General features: G+C 63.8%; 18 protein-coding genes. 7 read left to right on the top strand and 11 right to left on the bottom strand.

Annotation, left to right across the window (positions count from 1 at the left end):
* Positions 1-118: 118 nt before the first annotated feature.
* The 3 genes from groL to NFI08_RS19195 all read right to left on the bottom strand — a co-directional run bounded on the left by groL (position 119) and on the right by NFI08_RS19195 (position 3,083).
* Positions 119-1,762 carry a chaperonin GroEL gene (gene groL, locus NFI08_RS19205; RefSeq protein ID WP_045994578.1) on the bottom strand — a complete coding sequence of 548 codons (1,644 nt, stop codon included), beginning with the start codon at positions 1,760-1,762 and terminating at the stop codon, positions 119-121.
* A 69-nt stretch (positions 1,763-1,831) separates the two neighbouring features.
* On the bottom strand, positions 1,832-2,125 hold the full coding sequence (locus NFI08_RS19200; protein ID WP_045994577.1) for a co-chaperone GroES: 294 nt from the start codon (positions 2,123-2,125) through the stop codon (positions 1,832-1,834).
* Positions 2,126-2,537: 412 nt separating this feature from the next.
* Positions 2,538-3,083, bottom strand: a complete 546-nt coding sequence (locus NFI08_RS19195; RefSeq protein ID WP_349591269.1) for an FxsA family protein — start codon at positions 3,081-3,083, stop codon at positions 2,538-2,540.
* A gap of 477 nt (positions 3,084-3,560) precedes the next feature.
* On the opposite strand from NFI08_RS19195, the gene NFI08_RS19190 reads away from it, so the two are divergent.
* Both NFI08_RS19190 and NFI08_RS19185 read left to right on the top strand, forming a co-directional pair.
* Complete coding sequence (locus NFI08_RS19190; protein WP_213229808.1) at positions 3,561-4,322, top strand: SDR family NAD(P)-dependent oxidoreductase; 762 nt, start codon at positions 3,561-3,563, stop codon at positions 4,320-4,322.
* Positions 4,323-4,380: 58 nt separating this feature from the next.
* Positions 4,381-5,391 (top strand): Rpn family recombination-promoting nuclease/putative transposase, encoded by a 1,011-nt coding sequence (locus tag NFI08_RS19185; protein ID WP_349591268.1) that lies wholly within the window; start codon positions 4,381-4,383, stop codon positions 5,389-5,391.
* 118 nt (positions 5,392-5,509) lie between these two features.
* On the opposite strand, the gene NFI08_RS19180 is transcribed toward NFI08_RS19185, so the two are convergent.
* Positions 5,510-5,869, bottom strand: coding sequence for a ComEA family DNA-binding protein (locus tag NFI08_RS19180; protein ID WP_349591267.1), 360 nt, complete (start codon positions 5,867-5,869; stop codon positions 5,510-5,512).
* Between the two features lie 316 nt (positions 5,870-6,185).
* Between NFI08_RS19180 and pyrF the strand changes: the two genes are divergently transcribed.
* The gene (gene pyrF, locus NFI08_RS19175; RefSeq protein WP_349591266.1) at positions 6,186-6,887 is read left to right on the top strand and encodes an orotidine-5'-phosphate decarboxylase; all 702 of its coding nucleotides are present in this window, start codon (positions 6,186-6,188) and stop codon (positions 6,885-6,887) included.
* 100 nt (positions 6,888-6,987) lie between these two features.
* Here the strand turns inward: pyrF and lapB are convergent, their stop codons facing one another.
* Genes lapB through NFI08_RS19160 form a run of 3 tightly spaced genes read right to left on the bottom strand, consistent with a single transcriptional unit; the run spans position 6,988 to position 8,823 of the window.
* Positions 6,988-8,166 (bottom strand): lipopolysaccharide assembly protein LapB, encoded by a 1,179-nt coding sequence (lapB, locus tag NFI08_RS19170; protein WP_222569413.1) that lies wholly within the window; start codon positions 8,164-8,166, stop codon positions 6,988-6,990.
* Complete coding sequence (locus NFI08_RS19165) at positions 8,167-8,472, bottom strand: LapA family protein (RefSeq protein WP_045994572.1); 306 nt, start codon at positions 8,470-8,472, stop codon at positions 8,167-8,169.
* A gap of 54 nt (positions 8,473-8,526) precedes the next feature.
* Entirely contained in the window at positions 8,527-8,823 is a 297-nt protein-coding gene (locus NFI08_RS19160; protein ID WP_045994571.1) for an integration host factor subunit beta, read from the bottom strand.
* Positions 8,824-9,061: 238 nt separating this feature from the next.
* Here NFI08_RS19160 and NFI08_RS19155 point away from each other — a divergent pair, with 238 nt between their 5' ends.
* Both NFI08_RS19155 and NFI08_RS19150 read left to right on the top strand, forming a co-directional pair.
* Entirely contained in the window at positions 9,062-9,364 is a 303-nt protein-coding gene (locus NFI08_RS19155) for an FAD assembly factor SdhE (RefSeq protein WP_045994570.1), read from the top strand.
* Between the two features lie 28 nt (positions 9,365-9,392).
* Positions 9,393-9,941 carry a hypothetical protein gene (locus tag NFI08_RS19150; protein WP_349591265.1) on the top strand — a complete coding sequence of 183 codons (549 nt, stop codon included), beginning with the start codon at positions 9,393-9,395 and terminating at the stop codon, positions 9,939-9,941.
* On the opposite strand, the gene dinB is transcribed toward NFI08_RS19150, so the two are convergent.
* Both dinB and lexA read right to left on the bottom strand, forming a co-directional pair.
* Entirely contained in the window at positions 9,927-10,985 is a 1,059-nt protein-coding gene (gene dinB / locus NFI08_RS19145; protein ID WP_349591264.1) for a DNA polymerase IV, read from the bottom strand. The two genes, NFI08_RS19150 and dinB, sit on opposite strands and share 15 nt — an antisense overlap.
* Positions 10,986-11,025: 40 nt before the next feature.
* Positions 11,026-11,691, bottom strand: coding sequence for a transcriptional repressor LexA (lexA, locus tag NFI08_RS19140; protein ID WP_108132779.1), 666 nt, complete (start codon positions 11,689-11,691; stop codon positions 11,026-11,028).
* A 309-nt stretch (positions 11,692-12,000) separates the two neighbouring features.
* On the opposite strand from lexA, the gene NFI08_RS19135 reads away from it, so the two are divergent.
* Positions 12,001-12,681: a TetR/AcrR family transcriptional regulator gene (locus NFI08_RS19135; RefSeq protein WP_108132780.1), complete on the top strand. Its 681-nt coding sequence runs from the start codon at positions 12,001-12,003 to the stop codon at positions 12,679-12,681.
* 21 nt (positions 12,682-12,702) lie between these two features.
* Entirely contained in the window at positions 12,703-13,221 is a 519-nt protein-coding gene (locus NFI08_RS19130; RefSeq protein WP_349591263.1) for a L,D-transpeptidase family protein, read from the top strand.
* A gap of 90 nt (positions 13,222-13,311) precedes the next feature.
* Here NFI08_RS19130 and NFI08_RS19125 read toward each other — a convergent pair whose 3' ends face one another.
* The gene (locus NFI08_RS19125; RefSeq protein WP_349591262.1) at positions 13,312-14,673 is read right to left on the bottom strand and encodes a type II secretion system F family protein; all 1,362 of its coding nucleotides are present in this window, start codon (positions 14,671-14,673) and stop codon (positions 13,312-13,314) included.
* 136 nt (positions 14,674-14,809) lie between these two features.
* Entirely contained in the window at positions 14,810-16,690 is a 1,881-nt protein-coding gene (locus NFI08_RS19120; RefSeq protein ID WP_349591261.1) for a GspE/PulE family protein, read from the bottom strand.
* Positions 16,691-16,825 lie beyond the last annotated feature (135 nt).

Here is a 16,825-nt window from a genome sequence, read left to right as displayed (position 1 = left end):
GCATAGCCTGCTGGGCTTCGAGGTCAGGCTGACCATCTCATTAAAGCCCTGCCATCAGGCAGGGCTTTGTGCGCTTGGGGTGCGCGGGTCGGGCAGCCGGGGCTGCCCGGGGCAGGCGTTACATCATGCCGCCCATGCCGCCCATTCCACCCATGCCGCCCATGTCCGGAGCAGCGTCCTTCTCGTCCGGATCGTCGGCGATCATGGCTTCGGTGGTGATCAGCAGGCCAGCAACGGAGCCAGCGGACTGCAGCGCGCTGCGAGTCACCTTGGCCGGGTCCAGCACACCCATCTCGAACAGGTCGCCGTACTCGCCGGTCTGGGCGTTGTAGCCGAAGTTGCCTTCACCGTCCTTGATGCGGTTGACGATGACGGAGGCTTCCTGGCCGGCGTTGGTGACGATCTGACGCAGCGGTGCTTCCATGGCGCGCAGGGCGATGGCGATACCGTGGGTCTGGTCTTCGTTGTCACCCTTGAGGCCAGCGATCTTGGTCAGGATGCGGATCAGGGCAGTACCACCGCCAGGCACGACACCTTCCTCGACCGCGGCGCGGGTAGAGTGCAGGGCGTCCTCGACGCGGGCCTTCTTCTCCTTCATCTCGACTTCGGTAGCGGCACCGACGCGGATGACGGCAACACCGCCGGCCAGCTTGGCGACACGCTCCTGGAGCTTCTCGCGATCGTAGTCGGAGGAAGTCTCTTCGATCTGGGCGCGGATCTGGTTGACGCGTGCTTCGATGTCACCATCGTTGCCGGCACCATCGATGATGGTGGTGTTTTCCTTGGACATGGTCACGCGCTTGGCGGTGCCCAGGTGGTCCAGGGTGGCCTGCTCGAGGTTCAGACCCACTTCCTCGGAGATCACGGTGCCGTTGGTCAGGATCGCGATGTCCTGCAGCATGGCCTTGCGACGATCACCGAAGCCAGGCGCCTTGGCGGCGGCGACCTTGACGATGCCACGCATGGTGTTGACCACCAGGGTAGCCAGCGCTTCGCCTTCGATGTCTTCGGCGATGATCACCAGCGGCTTGCCGGCCTTGGCGACGGCTTCCAGGGTCGGCAGCAGTTCGCGGATGTTGGAGATCTTCTTGTCCACCAGCAGGATGAACGGATCTTCCAGTTCCACCGCCATGGTGTCCTGGTTGGTGACGAAGTACGGGCTCAGGTAGCCGCGGTCGAACTGCATGCCCTCGACCACGTCCAGCTCGTCTTCGAAGCCACGGCCTTCATCGACAGTGATGACGCCTTCCTTGCCGACCTTCTCCATCGCCTCGGCGATGATCTCGCCGATGCGCGAGTCGCCGTTGGCGGAGATGGTGCCGACCTGGGCGATGGCCTTGGAGTCGGTGCAGGGCACGGACAGAGCCTGGATTTCCTTGACCGCAGCGATGACGGCCTGGTCGATGCCGCGCTTGAGGTCCATCGGGTTCATGCCGGCGGTCACGCCCTTCAGGCCTTCGGCGACGATGGCCTGGGCCAGCACGGTAGCGGTGGTGGTACCGTCACCGGCCACGTCGGAGGTCTTGGAAGCCACTTCCTTGACCATCTGCGCGCCCATGTTTTCGAACCGGTCCTTCAGTTCGATTTCCTTGGCGACGCTGACGCCGTCCTTGGTCACGGTCGGCGCGCCGAAGGACTTCTCCAGCACCACGTTGCGACCTTTCGGGCCCAAGGTAGCCTTGACGGCGTTGGCCAGGACATCGACACCACGCGCCATGCGCTTGCGGGCATCATCAGAGAACTTGACTTGTTTCGCTGCCATTTTCTGTACTTCCTTAAAATCTAAGCGTCAAAAGTGAACGTTGAAACGAGTGAGTCTGCGGGGCAGGGCTTAGCCCTCGACGACCGCCAGGATGTCGGACTCGCTCATGATCAGGACTTCCTCGCCGTCGATCTTCTGCTTTTCGACGCCGAAGCCATCCTTGAAGATCACGGTGTCGCCGACCTTGACGTCCAGAGGACGCACGTCGCCGCTCTCGAGAATCCGGCCGTTACCGACGGCGAGAACTTCGCCACGAGTCGGTTTTTCCTGGGCGTTGCCCGGAAGCACGATGCCGCCTGCGGTCTTCTGCTCTTCCTCAACGCGACGGATGACGACGCGATCGTGCAAGGGACGGATGTTCATTGCTCACGTTCTCCTGATGGTTTTGCAAGGCCGGGGCATCCACCCCGGCGGTTCATTGTTCACTCTCGTCGTGACGCTCTGCGACTCGGCGAGAGCTGGAGGTCATTGCCGGGCTGCCGATGAAGTGGCAGGCCCTTGTCGGCCCTCCTGTCAATGGCGGGGGAGCGTGCTCCCTCACCGAAGCTTGGTGCTGCTCTGGTAAGTGGGGCTGGAGTGGGGGCTTTCAAGGGCTTGGATGAAAATTTTTTTGTCTTCTTGCATCTAAGGCTGACGGGGCCCATGAAACGGCATCGGCACCCCGAAGGGTGCCGATGCGAGGGGCAAGGTGATGATGCGACAAGGGTGGGTCCGCCGCGCAAGCCTCAGGCTTGTTCCACCACCTTGAGGAACGTAAGCATTGTTCAGGCAAGCCTTAGCGGCGTCGCTCATCCTTGCTGATAAATTCGCCCTCCAGCGGTTCTTCATCGCCGGCCGAACTTTCGCGCCAGCTGGTGTCATCCCGGCGACGGCCGGAGGCTTCGTCCCATCCATCGGCATTGGCCTTCGGGCCCGTAAAGCCCCCTTCCTGGGTACCACCGAAATGGGTGCCGCCCATCTGGAAGCCCTTCATGCGCACCCCGACCTTGGCCAGCGCCTTGCCCAGCAGGCGGCGAGCGTTGGGAATCAGGCACATGAAGCCGAGTGCGTCAGACAGAAAACCCGGCGCCATCAGCAGGGCGCCACCGAAAATCAGCGCGGCACCGGTCATCAGCTCCGAGGAGGGGATCTCGCCGCGGGACATCCGCTCCTGGGCGCGTGCGAAGGTGGCCACGCCTTCGCGACGAATCAGGTGCAGACCGATGAAGCCGGTCGCCAGCACCAGCGCCAGGGTGGAAAGCAGACCGATTTCGCTACCCACCGAAAAGAGTACAGCGAAGTCGAGCAGGGCGAAGATGGTGAAGATAAGAAGAAAGGGCATGTCAGCTCCGCGTTGTGATCTCCGTTCAAGATGGGGGTGGCCACCTCGGAGTTCAAGCGTTGCTGTGGCTTTTGCTGATGGCGCCTACCTTTTGCTGTCGGCGGCTTTCATTTGCTGGCAGCGCCTTTCATCTGCTGGCGGCGCCTTGCCGACTCTGGCGCGGCCACTCGCGCGGTTGTGCTTACGGTTTCCTCCGCTCGGTGTGGCAAAGATCTTCCTTCATTGCCCGATTCGGGCGCAGGTGGTTGCGCCGGCTTGCGCTAGACGAAGGAAGAGTGGCGGGGGGTGTGAAAGGTTGTCATGATGCGGCGCACCAATGGTTAGTGGGCTCATATGTGGTGCTTTGATGTATCGCGCGGCCGCTTCGCCTGGCGGCAGGTGCGGTCTGCCGCGCCTTGGCGCTATGCCTTGGGTGCCATGACAGAAAAAACCATCTGAAAACACGCGTGTACGACGCGTCTTGCAAGGGGAAACCGCATGCAACTCGACGATGCACTGATCGCCATCACCGGCGGAGCCCGTGGACTCGGCCTGGCCATGGCGCACCATCTGGGAAGCCGTGGAGCGCGTATCGCGCTCATCGATACCGATAACGACCAGCTGGACCAGGCCGTCAATGGTCTGTTCGATGCCGGCATCACTGCCAGAGCCTTTGTCGCCAACGTGGCGGACGAGGCCTCTGTCACTGAAGCCTTTGCGGACATCCGCGAGCACATGGGGCCGCTCGACGGTCTGGTCAACAACGCCGGTATCCTGCGTGACGGCCTGCTGGTCAAGGCGCGCGACGGCAAGGTCGAAAAGACGCTGGGGCTGGACGAGTGGCAGGCGGTCATCGATGTCAATCTGACCGGAGTGTTCCTGTGCGGGCGTGCCGCCGCCGCATCCATGATCGAGGATGACCGCCGGGGTGTCATCGTCAATATCTCGAGCATCTCGCGCGCCGGCAACATGGGCCAGAGCAACTATGCCGCGGCCAAGGCCGGCGTTGCCGCCCTGACCGTCACCTGGGGCAAGGAGCTGGCCCGTCATGGTATTCGCGTGGGCGCGGTGGCACCTGGCTTCATCGAGACCGAGATGACCGCCTCCATGCGTGACGACATGCTCGAAAAGCTGACCGCAGGCGTGCCCCTGCGCCGCCTTGGCGCACCTGCCGATATCGCCGAGAGCGTTGCCTTCATCTTTGACAATGACTACTTCACCGCCCGCGTCATGGAAGTGGACGGGGGGCTGCGGCTCTAGATCCAGGTCTAGCTCTAGCCAAGAGAAGAGGCCGGCCGCCTGGCCGGGTCAGGGCGCCATGAAAAACCAGCATGATCAAAGCTACAAGTTGTTGTTCAGCGAGCCGAGGGTGATCCGAGACCTGCTGACCGGCTTTATCGGCGAAGACTGGATCGAGAAGCTGGACCTCGACTCGCTGGAGCGGGTCAGCGGCAGCTTCGTCACTGATGACCTTCGTGATCGCGAAAACGACGTCATCTGGCGCGCGCGCTTCGGTGATGAGTGGTGCTACGTCTACCTGTTGCTGGAATTTCAGAGCACGGTGGATCGTTTCATGGCGCTTCGCACCATGACCTACGTCGGGTTGCTCTACCAGGATCTGGTCAAGCAGAAACAGCTGACTCGGTCGGGCAAGCTACCGCCGGTTTTGCCTATCGTGCTCTATAATGGAGAGCGTCGCTGGAGCGCGCCTGTCAACGTTCGGGATCTCATTCAGGCAGGACCTGGCAGCCTGGCGCACTACCGACCGGATCTGTCCTTTCTGCTATTGGATGAAGGCGCCCTCGTTGCCGACCAGCAGTTCTCCAGCGAAGCGCGCAATGTGGTGTCGGCCATCTTCCAGCTGGAGCATCACCGGAGTCCCGCAGATGCGGTTGAGCTGATCGGATTGCTGGTGAAATGGTTGCAGACACCAGAGCAGACAGATTTGCGTCGACACTTCGTCATCTGGATCAAGCGAGTACTATTGCCGAACTGGGTGTCAAATGAGGAACAGGGCGGATGGCAGGCCCTGAATGAATTGAGCGAGGTGCACAACATGCTGGCAGAACGAGCCAAGCGGTGGCCTGAGCAGTGGAAGCAGCAGGGGCTGGCGGAGGGGCGTCGGGAAGGTCGCGAGGAAGGTCGCGAGGAAGGTCGTCAGGAAGGTCGCAAGGAAGGTCGCAAGGAAGGTCGTCAGGAAGTCAAGCAAGACGTAGCCCGCAATATGATTCAGCAGACCTCGCTGGATGACCAGACGATCGCGCAAGTGGCCGAGATTTCGATAGAACTGGTGAGCGAGCTGAGACAGGAAATCGAGCGTTCCAACTGATGGTCTATCATGGCCTGTTGGTTGCCTGGAGAGCCCATTGTCTGAGGTGTTCAGTTGTCCTCACGCCCACAAGCCCTCCACCGCACAGCGCGGCGGAGGGCCGGGTTGCAACCGGTGTCTAGCGCAGGCTGATTTCATCCTTGAGCCGAGCGACGGTGGCGTCACCGATGCCCTTGACTCGTGTCAGGTCCTCGACGGTGGTAAAGGGGCCATTGGCCTGGCGGTCTTCGACGATGGCCTGGGCCTTGCCGGGGCCGATGCCGGGGAGCTCCGCCAGCAGTTCGACGCTGGCCTCGTTGACGTTGATCGGCTCGATACTCAGCCGCTCCTCGGCCATGACCGGCTGTGCCAGCAACATCCAGGTCAGTGCCAGTAGTGCGATGGTCCAGAACCTGGACCGCTTGCTTGTGGAAAGGGTGCTCGAGTTGTCGTTCATCGATGGATGGCGAACAGCTTGTTGTGCGTTGTGGGTCTGCATCGGACATCTCCTTGGTGTTGAAAGTCGTCTTCATGACGTAGGGGACTTGCCCCTTCGAGTCCGTTCGACGTGATGCCGTTGGTCTCGTCTTTCACCTTAGGTGCCGAGCGACGGATCCAGTTATAAGAAATTACTTATAAAAATATCAGTGGAATTAGATATTCAGATGAAGCCAGAGGGCCGCGCGGAAGTCGCTTGGGCTGATATACTGCGGCGTTTTGGCGCTCCGGGTCCTGTGTCTCGCGACCGGGCCGGCTTGGCTCACGTCATTCAGGCCGCAGGTGCGCCCTTCGATTCCACTGTGCCGGAGGCCTCCGTGACTACCTCATCGCCCTTGATCATCGCACTCGACTATCCCTCCATGGACGCCGCGCTGTGCATGGCGGACCGACTGGACCCCGAGCGCTGTCGTCTCAAGGTTGGCAAGGAGCTGTTCACCCGCAGCGGCCCCAATGTGCTGGAAGCGCTGCATGGCCGGGGTTTCGAGGTCTTTCTCGACCTCAAGTTTCACGATATTCCCAATACCGTGGCGGCTGCCGTTCAGGCGGCGGCAGAGCAAGGCGTGTGGATGGTCAATGTTCATGCCAGCGGCGGCGCCCGCATGATGGAAGCGGCGCGAGAGCGGCTCGACAGGGAGGGCCTTGCGACCCACCTGATCGCGGTGACGGTGCTGACCAGCATGACCGCCGAGGAGCTCGCAGCCACCAACGTTTCGGTTGCCCTGGACGAGCAGGTGGAGCACCTGGCGCGACTGGCCAGGGCAAGCGGGATGGACGGTGTGGTGTGCTCGGCGCAGGAGTCGGCGCGTCTCAAGGCAGCCTGTGGCGAGGACTTCCTCAAGGTCACCCCGGGCATTCGCCCGAGCTTTGCCCAGGCCGGCGATCAGCGCCGAATCATGACCCCGCGCGAGGCCATGGACGCCGGTAGCACGCACCTGGTGGTGGGAAGACCTGTCACTCAGGCAAAAGACCCGATGGCCGCACTCGAGGCGATCGAGAAGGAGCTGAAAGAGGCGTAACCCAGTCGGAGTCGGCTGACCACGATCCTGATCAAGTCAGGCATAAGACCCGATGGCAGCGCTCGAGGCGATCGAGAAGGAGTTAGAGGCCAAGTGACCGCTACTCCCCCTCTATACCGGTGATGGGTTTGGTGGTGCCCCAATTCCTGCATCTTGGGCACTGCCAGTGCAGGTGTTCACCGGAGAAGCCGCAGCGTCGGCAGCGGTGGCGGGGTAGCGCCTTGATCAGCGGCTGGGTGTGCTGGCGCAGCAGGTCAAAACGGGGGTCGCCTTCGCTTGCCTCGCTGCGCTGGTACAGCCCCATCAGATAGTCCACCCCACCCAGGCTCGGCTCCTTCCTGAGCTGTTCGGTGATCAGCGCTATCGCCTCCTCATCACTCCCTCGCACCCGACGTAGCGTCTGCGCCAGCAGCAGCATCACGCTGGTGCAGGGGTTCAGCTCCAGCAGCCGGTGCAGGTGCTCGATCAGTCCCTCTGCGTCGTCAAGAAGCTGATAGGTGCGTTCCAGCGGCTCAAGCAGCGTCGGGATAAAGTCGGCGTCCTGCTGGGGAATGCGATCCAGATGCTTGAGCGCCTGGCGGTACTGGCCGGTGTCGTGGCACAGCTCGGCCTGAATCAGGTTGGCGCGGATGCAGCGCTCGTCGATGGAAAGCGCCTGTTTCAGGTGCTTTCTGGCGATGCCGTGGCTGTTGGATGCTCGTGCCTCTGCGGCCAGTTCGCAGTGCCAGTGGGCAGCGGCCCGACGCAGGTCATCATGGCGTCGGGTCAACTGGGGAACGGCCTCGTCGATCGCCTGCTGCCATTCACCCTCGCGCTCGAACAGGTCCACCAGCAGCCGCTTGGCATGGTGGCGTACTTCGGCGTGGGTTTCTTCCTTGACCAGCCCCTTCAGCAGCCGTTCGGCGCGATCGTGCAGACCCAGCTGCAGAAAGTCCCGGGACAGCTCGAGCTGCACCCAGGCTCCCTGGTGGCCGTCCAGGAAAGGACGTGCGAGCAGGTTCTGGTGAATCTTGACGGCGCGGTCGGCCTCACCGCGTGAGCGAAACAGGTTCCCCAGAGTGACGTGAGTCTCGATGGTATCGCTGTTGACCTCCAACGCAGAGATGAAGGTCTCGATGGCCCGGTCCTGCTGATCGTTGAGCAGGTAGTTCAGACCGACAAAGTAGTCGCGGTGAAGACTTGGGGCGGGGCGTTCTTGCTGTCGACTCTCCCGCCGGCCGAGCGCCCAGCCAATGGCGAGGGCGACGACCAGCAGGCCCAGCAGCAGAAGATCGGGCATTCAGGGAAGTTCCTTCATCTCCTGCACGCGAAGACGATCGAGTTCCTTGCGCTGCTGCTGGTTGTGGCGTTGGGCGCGAGTCAGCAGGGCGCGCAGCCGAATGTAGACGCCGCTCATCGCCAGCATGCCAAGCAGCACGCCGACAGCCAGGGAGGCCAGCAGCCACACCGACAGGGAGGCCTCGGGCAATTCGAACCAGATGAGGTTCAGCGGCAGGGCCTGTTGGTTGTTGGTCGCAAACAGGATACCGATGACCAGTACCGCCAGCAGAATGATGGCCATGATCAGGCCTTTTAGCCAACGCATGTGTGACTTCCCATAGTGAGACAAAGAGAACGGAGAGAGCGGTTGCCAGCGAACTCAGTAGCCCAGCGCACGGCTGGCGTCGACTTGTTCGCGCAACTCCTTTCCGGGCTTGAAGTGTGGCACGAACTTGCCTTCCAGCTCCACCGCTTCACCTGTCTTGGGGTTGCGGCCGACCCGGGGCTCCCGATAGTGCAGAGAGAAACTGCCAAAACCCCGTATCTCGACCCGCCCACCATCGGCGAGGGTATCGGTGATGTCATCCAGAATGAGGCGCACCGCGGCCTCGACGTCCTTGATCGACAGCTCCGGCTGCCGCATGGAGATCTGCTCTATCAGTTCGGACTTTGTCATCGGTTGTCTCCGTGAGTCCCACCTGGGTGTTGAGCGCTGGCCAAGCCAGTGGCGAAGGCCGTATCCGTCACAGCCTCTTGTTTTTAGATAGCATACTTTTCAAGTCTTGAGAAAACAACGCACTACATTCGTGGCAATGATCTTGCGCCGGGTCACCTTCGGGATACGCCGGCGGCTGCCTGGCGGATCGTGCTGCGGTATACTGAGGCCACACATTCCATCCCTGACGAGGTTCCCCTTGGATCAACCGTCTTCCGTGGCCTCCCGCCTCGAGGCCGAGCGCAAGCGCCTGCACTGGCACTCCCGCCGTGGCATGTGGGAGCTGGACCTCTTGCTGCTGCCGTTTCTCGAGCATTGCTACGATGAACTCGACGAGGCCGACCAGGCCGCCTATCGCCAGCTGATCACCGAAGAGGACCAGGACCTGTTCATGTGGTTGATGCGTCGCGAGTGGCCGGAAGAGCCCAGCCGTCGCCGTATCGTGCAGATGATCGTGGACTATGCCGAGACCAGCGGTCACGGTCACAATCGGGGCCTCTGAGCAGCAGCATCTCTTCCAGGGGGCGCTGGTGGCGACCATCGCGCTGGTCGTCGCCGGCGCCACTCCCTCGCCGGTGGGGGCGGTACTCACCGCAGCTCTCTGCAGCAGACTGATTCACGCCCACCGCCATCCTCTCCAGGGTCAGCTAAGGTGCCTGGTCGAGAATGAACCAGCAGTGACGTCTGTTGCACCGCTGGTCGCCGTGGATGACGAGCAGACCGAAGAGGCGGGGCTTTCCGTTTGGCAGCGTCGGCAGCGACGCCTTTTGCGCGCCCTGAGTCAGACGCTCGTGCGCTGGTGGGGCAAGCCCAGGGCCCCGGTGCCTGGGCGTTGGCAGTGGTGTCCGTTGGCGTCAGCGGCGGACAAATCGGGGAAGCTTTATTCGGATGACGCTGACTGGCGCGAGATCGAGCTGACCTGCGAAAGCGTCGGGCCAAGGCTGATCTCCCTGCGTTGGCAGGGGCGCACCCACTGGCTATGGCCCGACTCGATCACACCCGAAGAGCACCGCGTGCTGAGACGCTACCTGCTTGGCATGCCAGTGGCGTTGGGTTCTCAGACGTCAAAACGGCAATGACAGCTGTTGCCTGGCTTCCTGTGGCACCAGGCGCACGCCGACGCCTAGCAGGCGCACCGGGCGGTGGGCGCGTTGCCAGGCCTGGTCGAGCAGTTGGCGGTAGCTGGCCAGATCCGGCTCCAGGCCCTTCGACTCCAGGGTGGTGGTGGTGAAGTCGTCAAAGCGCACCTTGACGAACACACCGGCCAGGGGCGGGCGGCCATTGCGGTCGATGCGCGCCTTCAACTTCTCGCAGAGGGTGACCAGCGCCTGCTGGGCCGCAGCCAGATCCGGCAGGTCCCGGCCGTAGGTGCTTTCGACGCTGATCGACTTGCGTTCGCGCTCCACCTTGACCGGGCGCTCGTCGATGCCGCGGGCGAGTTCATAGAGGCGTCGCCCGAATTTGCCGAACTCGTCCAGCAGCCTGTCGATGGGCTGTGCGCGCAGCTCCTCGCAGGTGGTGATGCCCAGTGCGTCCAGGCGGGCGCCGGTGGCGGGCCCCACGCCGTGAAGCTTGCGCACCGGCAGGGCCAGCACGAAGCTTTCTACCTGGTCGGGTGGTATCACCGTCAGGCCGTCCGGCTTGTCCCAGTCGCTGGCGATCTTGGCCAGGAACTTGGACGGTGCCGCCCCCACCGACACCGTGATGCCGGTGCGCGCCAGACACTCTTCCTTCAGCCAGAGGGCCATCCAGGTGGCGCTGCCCTTGAACCCCTCGACGTCGCTGACGTCCAGATAGGCCTCGTCCAGCGACAGCGGTTCGACCAGTGGCGTCAGCTCATGGAAGATCGCCTGAATCTGCCTCGACACCTCGCGGTACTTGTCGAAGTCCGGCGGAACCAGCGTCAGTTCCGGGCACAGGCGCAGAGCTCGCGCGGTCGGCATCGCCGAATGGATGCCGAACTTGCGCGCCGGATAGTTGCAGGTGGTGATGACGCCGCGGCCCTCGCGCGCGCCGCCCACCGCCAGCGGAATGTCTCGCAGGGCGGGGTTGTCGCGCATCTCGACCGCGGCGTAGAAACAGTCGCAGTCGGCATGCAGAATCTTGCGTACGGGTGCTGGCATGGGCGGGCAGGCGCTGGCACGACGCCGGTGAAAACGGCGACTAGCCCAGGGCCTGGCCGTTGCCACCGCGAATGACACCAACCCCGACGCCCTCGATATCCAGGCTGTCGCGACGCAGGTCCAGGGTGATGGGCGCGAAGTCGGGGTTCTCGGCCTCCAGGGTGACCTGATGGCCGTCACGCTGGAAGCGCTTGACCGTCACCTCATCCTCCAGGCGTGCTACCACGATCTGGCCGTTGCGGATGCGCTCGGTGCGATGCACCGCCAGCAGGTCACCCTCCAGGATGCCGACGTCCTTCATCGACAGCCCGCGCACGCGCAGCAGATAGTCTGCGCGCGGGGTGAAGTAGTCCGGCGGCAGCGGGCAGTAGCGGTCGATGTGCTCGGCGGCGAGGATCGGGCTGCCGGCGGCGACCTCGCCGATGATCGGCAGTCCCTGTGAGGGGCTGGCTTCCTGGGGCGACTCGTTGGCGGCGCCGGAGTCTGCCTCCTGGGCCGGCAGGCGGATGCCGCGAGAGGTGCCGCGAATCACGCGAATTGCGCCCTTGCGCTCGAGCGCCCGCAGGTGTTCTTCGGCAGCATTGGGGGAGCGAAAGCCCAGGGCGCGTGAAATTTCCGCGCGGGTGGGCGGGTACCCCAGCTCGTTCATGGTCTTGACGATAAAGTCATAGACATTTTGCTGGCGAGGGGTCAGGGGACGTGTCATGCGGCCTCCCACGGGCGGCGATGGAACAGGGTGGCTTGGCGGCGGCTTGCTGCCGACGCTTGCCAGTGCTGGGGGCGTCAATGCTCGCCCTTGGTGAAGTGTACAGTATGGATGTACATCCAGTAAAACCGCGAAAGGTCAGGAATAGTGTGCCAGGGCACTGGTGTAGTGGGCCGCCGCCTGATGCATTCGTTTGAAACAAGGTGAAGCCAGGGTTGATTGTGCGAGAAGGGCGGCTCCCTTACACTCAAGCCAGTATTCAAACAATTGTTTCCAACTGCCCTTGACAAGACTGGACGGAGCCCGCGAATGGCCCAGACCGATACCGTGACGCGCATCCTGGACACCGCCGAGGTGCTTTTCGCCGAACGCGGCTTCGCGGAAACGTCGCTGCGCAACATTACCGGCAAGGCCAAGGTCAACCTGGCCGCCGTCAACTACCACTTCGGCTCCAAGAAGGCCCTGATCCAGGCGGTGTTCTCCCGCTACCTGGATCCCTTCTCCGATCGCTTTCATGCCGCTATCGACGAACTCGAGCGTGGTTACGGTGATCGCGTGATTCCGCTGGAGGTGCTGCTAGAGACCATGGCCCGCACCGTACTCGAGGTACCGGCCGAACGGCACAGCCTCAAGGTGTTCATGCGCCTGCTGGGGCTGGCCTACAGTCAGGCCCAGGGGCATCTGCGTCGCTATATCCAGGACCAGTACGGCACCGTGTTCACCCGTTTCGTGGCGCTGGTGCGCAAGGCCACGCCGGAGCTGCCGGACTCTGAGCGCTTCTGGCGACTGCACTTTGCGCTGGGCACCGTGATCTTTACCCTGTCTGGGCTCGATGCCCTGCGCGACATCGCCGAGAAGGACTACGACGAGCACGTCTCGGTGCGCGACTTGGTGCGCCGCATGATGCCGGTGGTGGTATCGGCGCTGAAAGCGCCACTGCCGGAGCCGGCGCCGACGACGCCACCGGCGACGCGCGAGCCAACTGCATAAGCCATCAAGGGAGTCAGGGTGATGCATACCCCGCAACTGGCAGCGCTTCCCCCCAGCGAGGGCGTGTGGGTGGAGGTCGACACCGCCCGCCAGCAGCTGACGCTATGGCGGGGTGAAGACCCCGCCTGGCAATGCCTGGTGTCCACCGGTGCTGCCGGCACCGGCCAGCAAGAGGGTAGCGGCCAGACCCCGCTGGGCTGGCACCAGATCCGTGCGGCCATCGGTGAGGGTCAGCCCGTGGGCTGCGTCTTTCGTGGCCGTCGGCCCACCGGTGAGGTCTACAGCGAGGCGCTAGGCGAGGCTCAGCCCGAGCGCGACTGGATTCTGACCAGGATCCTCTGGCTCAGCGGACTGGAGCGGGGCTTCAATCGAGGCGGCGACGTCGATTCCCAGCGCCGCTATATCTACTTTCACGGCACACCGCCGGACAAGCCCATGGGGGTGGCCGACTCCCATGGCTGTATTCGCCTGCGTGACGACGACCTGTTGCGGCTATTCGACGAAGCCACGCCCGGCACGCCGGTGTGGCTGCACGACTAAGCGAGCCGACGGATCGAGCCGGCCTGGCGAGCCTATCCTGACCTCGATGTAGGTTTCACTGAGAGACGCGCTCGTCAGCTCAGGGCTTGGTCAGATGACGTTGCCCAATTGGAAGATCGGCAGATACATCGCCAGCACCAGGCCGCCCACCACAACCCCCAGTACCACGATGATCAGCGGCTCCAAGAGGCTTGTCAGGGTGTCGACGCGATCGTCCACCTCGCGCTCGAAGTGGTCTGCTACCCGCGTCAACATGCTGTCCAGGGCGCCGGCTTCTTCACCGATGGCCACCATCTGCAGTGCCAGTGGCGGGAATCGCCGCGTCGCCCGCATCGCCAGATGGAGTCGCTGGCCACTGGCGACCTCGTTCTGCACTGCCGCCACCGCCTGGCGGTAGACGTCGTTGCCGCAGGCGCCGGCGGCGGTCTTCAGCGCTTCCACCAGGGGCACGCCCGCGGCGAAGGCGGTGGCCAGGGTGCGACAGAAGCGTGCCACCGAAGCGTTCTCCAGGATCGTCCCCACCACCGGTAGTCTGAGCGCCAGGCCGTGAGCGCCGAAGCGCGCCCTGGCCGAGCGCTTGATCCACCACTTCGCCGCACCGCCCATCACGCCTGCGCTTCCCAACAGTACCAGCCACCATTGCTGGGCGAACTCCGAGAGCTCGATGGTCAGGCGCGTCAGCGGGGGCAGGCTCGCCCCGACGCCCTCGAACATCTGCTCGAACTGAGGCACCACCTTGATCAGCAGGATGGCGCTGACCGCGATACCTACCGCTACCACGGTGGAGGGATACCACAGCGCCTTGCGCACCCGCGCCTTCAGGCGCTCACGCTTTTCCAGATGACCGGCAAGGCGCTCGAGCATGCGCTCCAGCGTACCCGACTGCTCCCCGGCGGCGACCAGGTTGACGTACAGTGCATCGAAGGTATTCGGATGGCGGGACAGTGCCTGGGCCAGGCTGGCCCCGGCGCTGACGTCCATGCCGAGCGCCTGGACGACTAGGCGCATGGCTGGCTTTGAAAGACTTTCGCCCAGCACGTGAAACGCCTGCAGCAACGGCACGCCGGCGGTCAGCAGGGTCGCCAGCTGGCGCGAGAACAGGGTGAGATCCCGCGGCGATATCTGGCGTTCGTAGCGCGCAAGCGTGCCGCCCTGGCGTAGCTTGCGCGGGACAACACCAAGCTGATGCAGTTGTCGCTGGGCCTCCGGGCGGCCGGTGGCCAGCAGTACTCCGCTACGCCGCTGGCCCTGGCGATCCTCGCCCTTCCAGTGCCAGCACCTCTGGCGTGGGTGCTGGGGGGCAGGTCGGCGTGCGCTGCGTGGGGGCTCGTGTGACCCGCTTTTCCCGCTTGGCCCGTTTGAAAGGCGGCTGTGGTCAGGCCGGGCCCCCGTTCCAGCGGCGGAAGAAGAGGAAGCTTCCCCCTGCGTCGCGTTGGGCGTGTATCCACCCACCTGCCCGGGGGGGCCAGGAGGCGAGGTCGGCGAGGACGACGACAGGGACGAAGAGGCAGGCGGAGCCGTAGAAGGCGAGCGATGACGAAAGGGCACGTGTCGGTGGACTCAAATGGTGGAGGGAAGGGCGGCGGCCTCAAGCGGCGGTGATGCGGCAGACCTCGGCCAGGCTGGTTACGCCTTCGAGCACCCGATCCAGGCCGCTGCGACGAAGGTTCGGGTAGCCCTGAGCACGGGCCAGGGCGTCGAAGTCATCGGCGCTGCCCCCTTCCAGAATCAACCGGCGCATGCGTTGGTCCACCGGCACCACCTCGAACAGCCCGACCCGTCCCTTGTAGCCCTGGGTGCAGTGACGACAGCCCACGGCCTCGTACAGCTGGGCGGTGTCGGCCTCGGCCTGGGTCAGGCCCTGTTGCGTGAGCACCTCGGCGGGAAGGGTGACGGGCGACCGACACTGACTGCACAGGCGCCTGGCCAGGCGTTGGGCAACGATCAAGCTGACCGCACTCGCGATATTGAAGGCTTCGATGCCCATGTTCGCCAGCCGCGACAGGGTGTCGGCGGCGGAGTTGGTGTGCAGCGTGGACAGCACCAGATGGCCGGTCTGGGCAGCCTTGATCGCGATCTCGGCGGTTTCCCGGTCGCGCACCTCGCCGACCATCACCACGTCCGGATCCTGGCGCAGAAAGGCACGCAGTGCATTGGCGAAGTCCAGGCCAATGCGCGGTGCCACATTGACCTGATTGATGCCCGGCAGCTTGATCTCCACCGGGTCCTCGGCGGTACAGATATTGCGCTCGACAGCGTTGAGCTGATGGATGCCGGTGTACAGCGTCACCGTCTTGCCGCTGCCGGTGGGGCCGGTGACCAGGATCATTCCCTGGGGGCTTGTCAGCGCTGTCTCGAACAGCCGGCGCTGGTCCGGCGAAAAGCCGAGCTGCTCGATACCCAGGCGTGCCGACCTGGAGCCCAGTAGCCTGAGCACGATCTTCTCGCCGTAGACGGTAGGCAGCGAGTTGACCCTGAAGTCGATGTCCTCGCCATCGTCGAGCTGGACCTTGATGGTGCCGTCCTGGGGCAGCCGACGTTCCGAGATGTCCATCCGCGCCATCACCTTGAGGCGCGAGGCGATGCGACCGCGCAGGCTAAGCGGCGGCTGGGCCACCTCGTGGAGCAGGCCATCGATGCGAAAGCGTACCCGAAAGGACTCCTCGAAGGGCTCGAAGTGGATGTCCGAGGCACGCTTTCTGACCGCGTCACGCAGAATGGTGTTGACGAACTTCACCACCGGGGCGTCATCGGCCTGGTCGTTCAGGCTGGAGCTCAGCCCGGAACCAAGGCCAGCATTGAGCTCCTCATCCAGGCTAGCGTCCTGTTCAGCGTCGAAGGCCGCGCCCGGGTCAGAAGCCAGAGCCGACGCCAGACCCGACACCAGCCCAGACTGCCGCGACTGAGGCGTCTTCCCCGTACGCTCGTCGGCGCCCTTACTGTTCCCGCCTGAGGCGCCAAGTGCGCCCAGGACGGCGGTGATGTCGCCATCATCGGGATGATCGACGCCCAGGTAGGCGTCAAGCAGCACGCGAATCTGGTCCAGCGGCGCCAGCGCCGGCTTCAAGCTCTTGCCGGTGACGAACTGCAGTTCACCCAGACGGGCGAGTGTCGAAGGGTAGGGCACCGCCACGTGCAGCTGATGCTCATCGAGGCTAAGCGGCAGGACCGAATGCTCGCGCAGCAGGGCTTCGGGAAAGTGAGATAGCGCCGGTAGTTCGTCCAGCTCATGTTCCTGCAGGTCGACAAACGGCAGGTCATACTCATCCGCCGCCGCACGCGTTGCCGGGCCGACGCTGACCAGCTCATGCTCGACCAGGTAGCGCAACAGCGTGCTGTGGCTGTCCTGAGCCTCCCGCTCGGCCCGCAGCGCCGCCGGAGGACTCAATAACCCCAGTGACACCAGCCGTTGGCCCAATCCGCTGTTTGGCCCTTGCGGCAAGCCATTGAACCCTTGATCAAACGGCACAGCACCCTCCCTGGAAGCGAGCCTGACAATCGGCCCGATAGCTCCCCTCGGTGACATCCTCAAACGAGCGGTCAGTTTACTCCTCGACAGAACGCCCATAGAGGCCCCGCAGGCGGTTTTGTCATCTAAACCCGA

The sequence above is a fragment of the Halomonas sp. EF61 genome (assembly GCF_040147045.1).
GTDB classification, from domain to species: domain Bacteria; phylum Pseudomonadota; class Gammaproteobacteria; order Pseudomonadales; family Halomonadaceae; genus Halomonas; species Halomonas litopenaei.
This window is presented reverse-complemented; position numbering and strand designations above follow the sequence as displayed.

Coding starts and splice junctions, on each gene's coding strand:
- NFI08_RS19185 (WP_349591268.1), top strand. CDS start 4,381: ATGAAAAACCAGCATGATCAAAGCTACAAGTTGTTGTTCAGCGAGCCG.
- groL (WP_045994578.1), bottom strand. CDS start 1,762: ATGGCAGCGAAACAAGTCAAGTTCTCTGATGATGCCCGCAAGCGCATG.
- NFI08_RS19165 (WP_045994572.1), bottom strand. CDS start 8,472: ATGCGTTGGCTAAAAGGCCTGATCATGGCCATCATTCTGCTGGCGGTA.
- lapB (WP_222569413.1), bottom strand. CDS start 8,166: ATGCCCGATCTTCTGCTGCTGGGCCTGCTGGTCGTCGCCCTCGCCATT.
- NFI08_RS19135 (WP_108132780.1), top strand. CDS start 12,001: ATGGCCCAGACCGATACCGTGACGCGCATCCTGGACACCGCCGAGGTG.
- NFI08_RS19195 (WP_349591269.1), bottom strand. CDS start 3,083: ATGCCCTTTCTTCTTATCTTCACCATCTTCGCCCTGCTCGACTTCGCT.
- NFI08_RS19200 (WP_045994577.1), bottom strand. CDS start 2,125: ATGAACATCCGTCCCTTGCACGATCGCGTCGTCATCCGTCGCGTTGAG.
- NFI08_RS19160 (WP_045994571.1), bottom strand. CDS start 8,823: ATGACAAAGTCCGAACTGATAGAGCAGATCTCCATGCGGCAGCCGGAG.
- NFI08_RS19130 (WP_349591263.1), top strand. CDS start 12,703: ATGCATACCCCGCAACTGGCAGCGCTTCCCCCCAGCGAGGGCGTGTGG.
- lexA (WP_108132779.1), bottom strand. CDS start 11,691: ATGACACGTCCCCTGACCCCTCGCCAGCAAAATGTCTATGACTTTATC.
- NFI08_RS19190 (WP_213229808.1), top strand. CDS start 3,561: ATGCAACTCGACGATGCACTGATCGCCATCACCGGCGGAGCCCGTGGA.
- NFI08_RS19180 (WP_349591267.1), bottom strand. CDS start 5,869: ATGCAGACCCACAACGCACAACAAGCTGTTCGCCATCCATCGATGAAC.
- dinB (WP_349591264.1), bottom strand. CDS start 10,985: ATGCCAGCACCCGTACGCAAGATTCTGCATGCCGACTGCGACTGTTTC.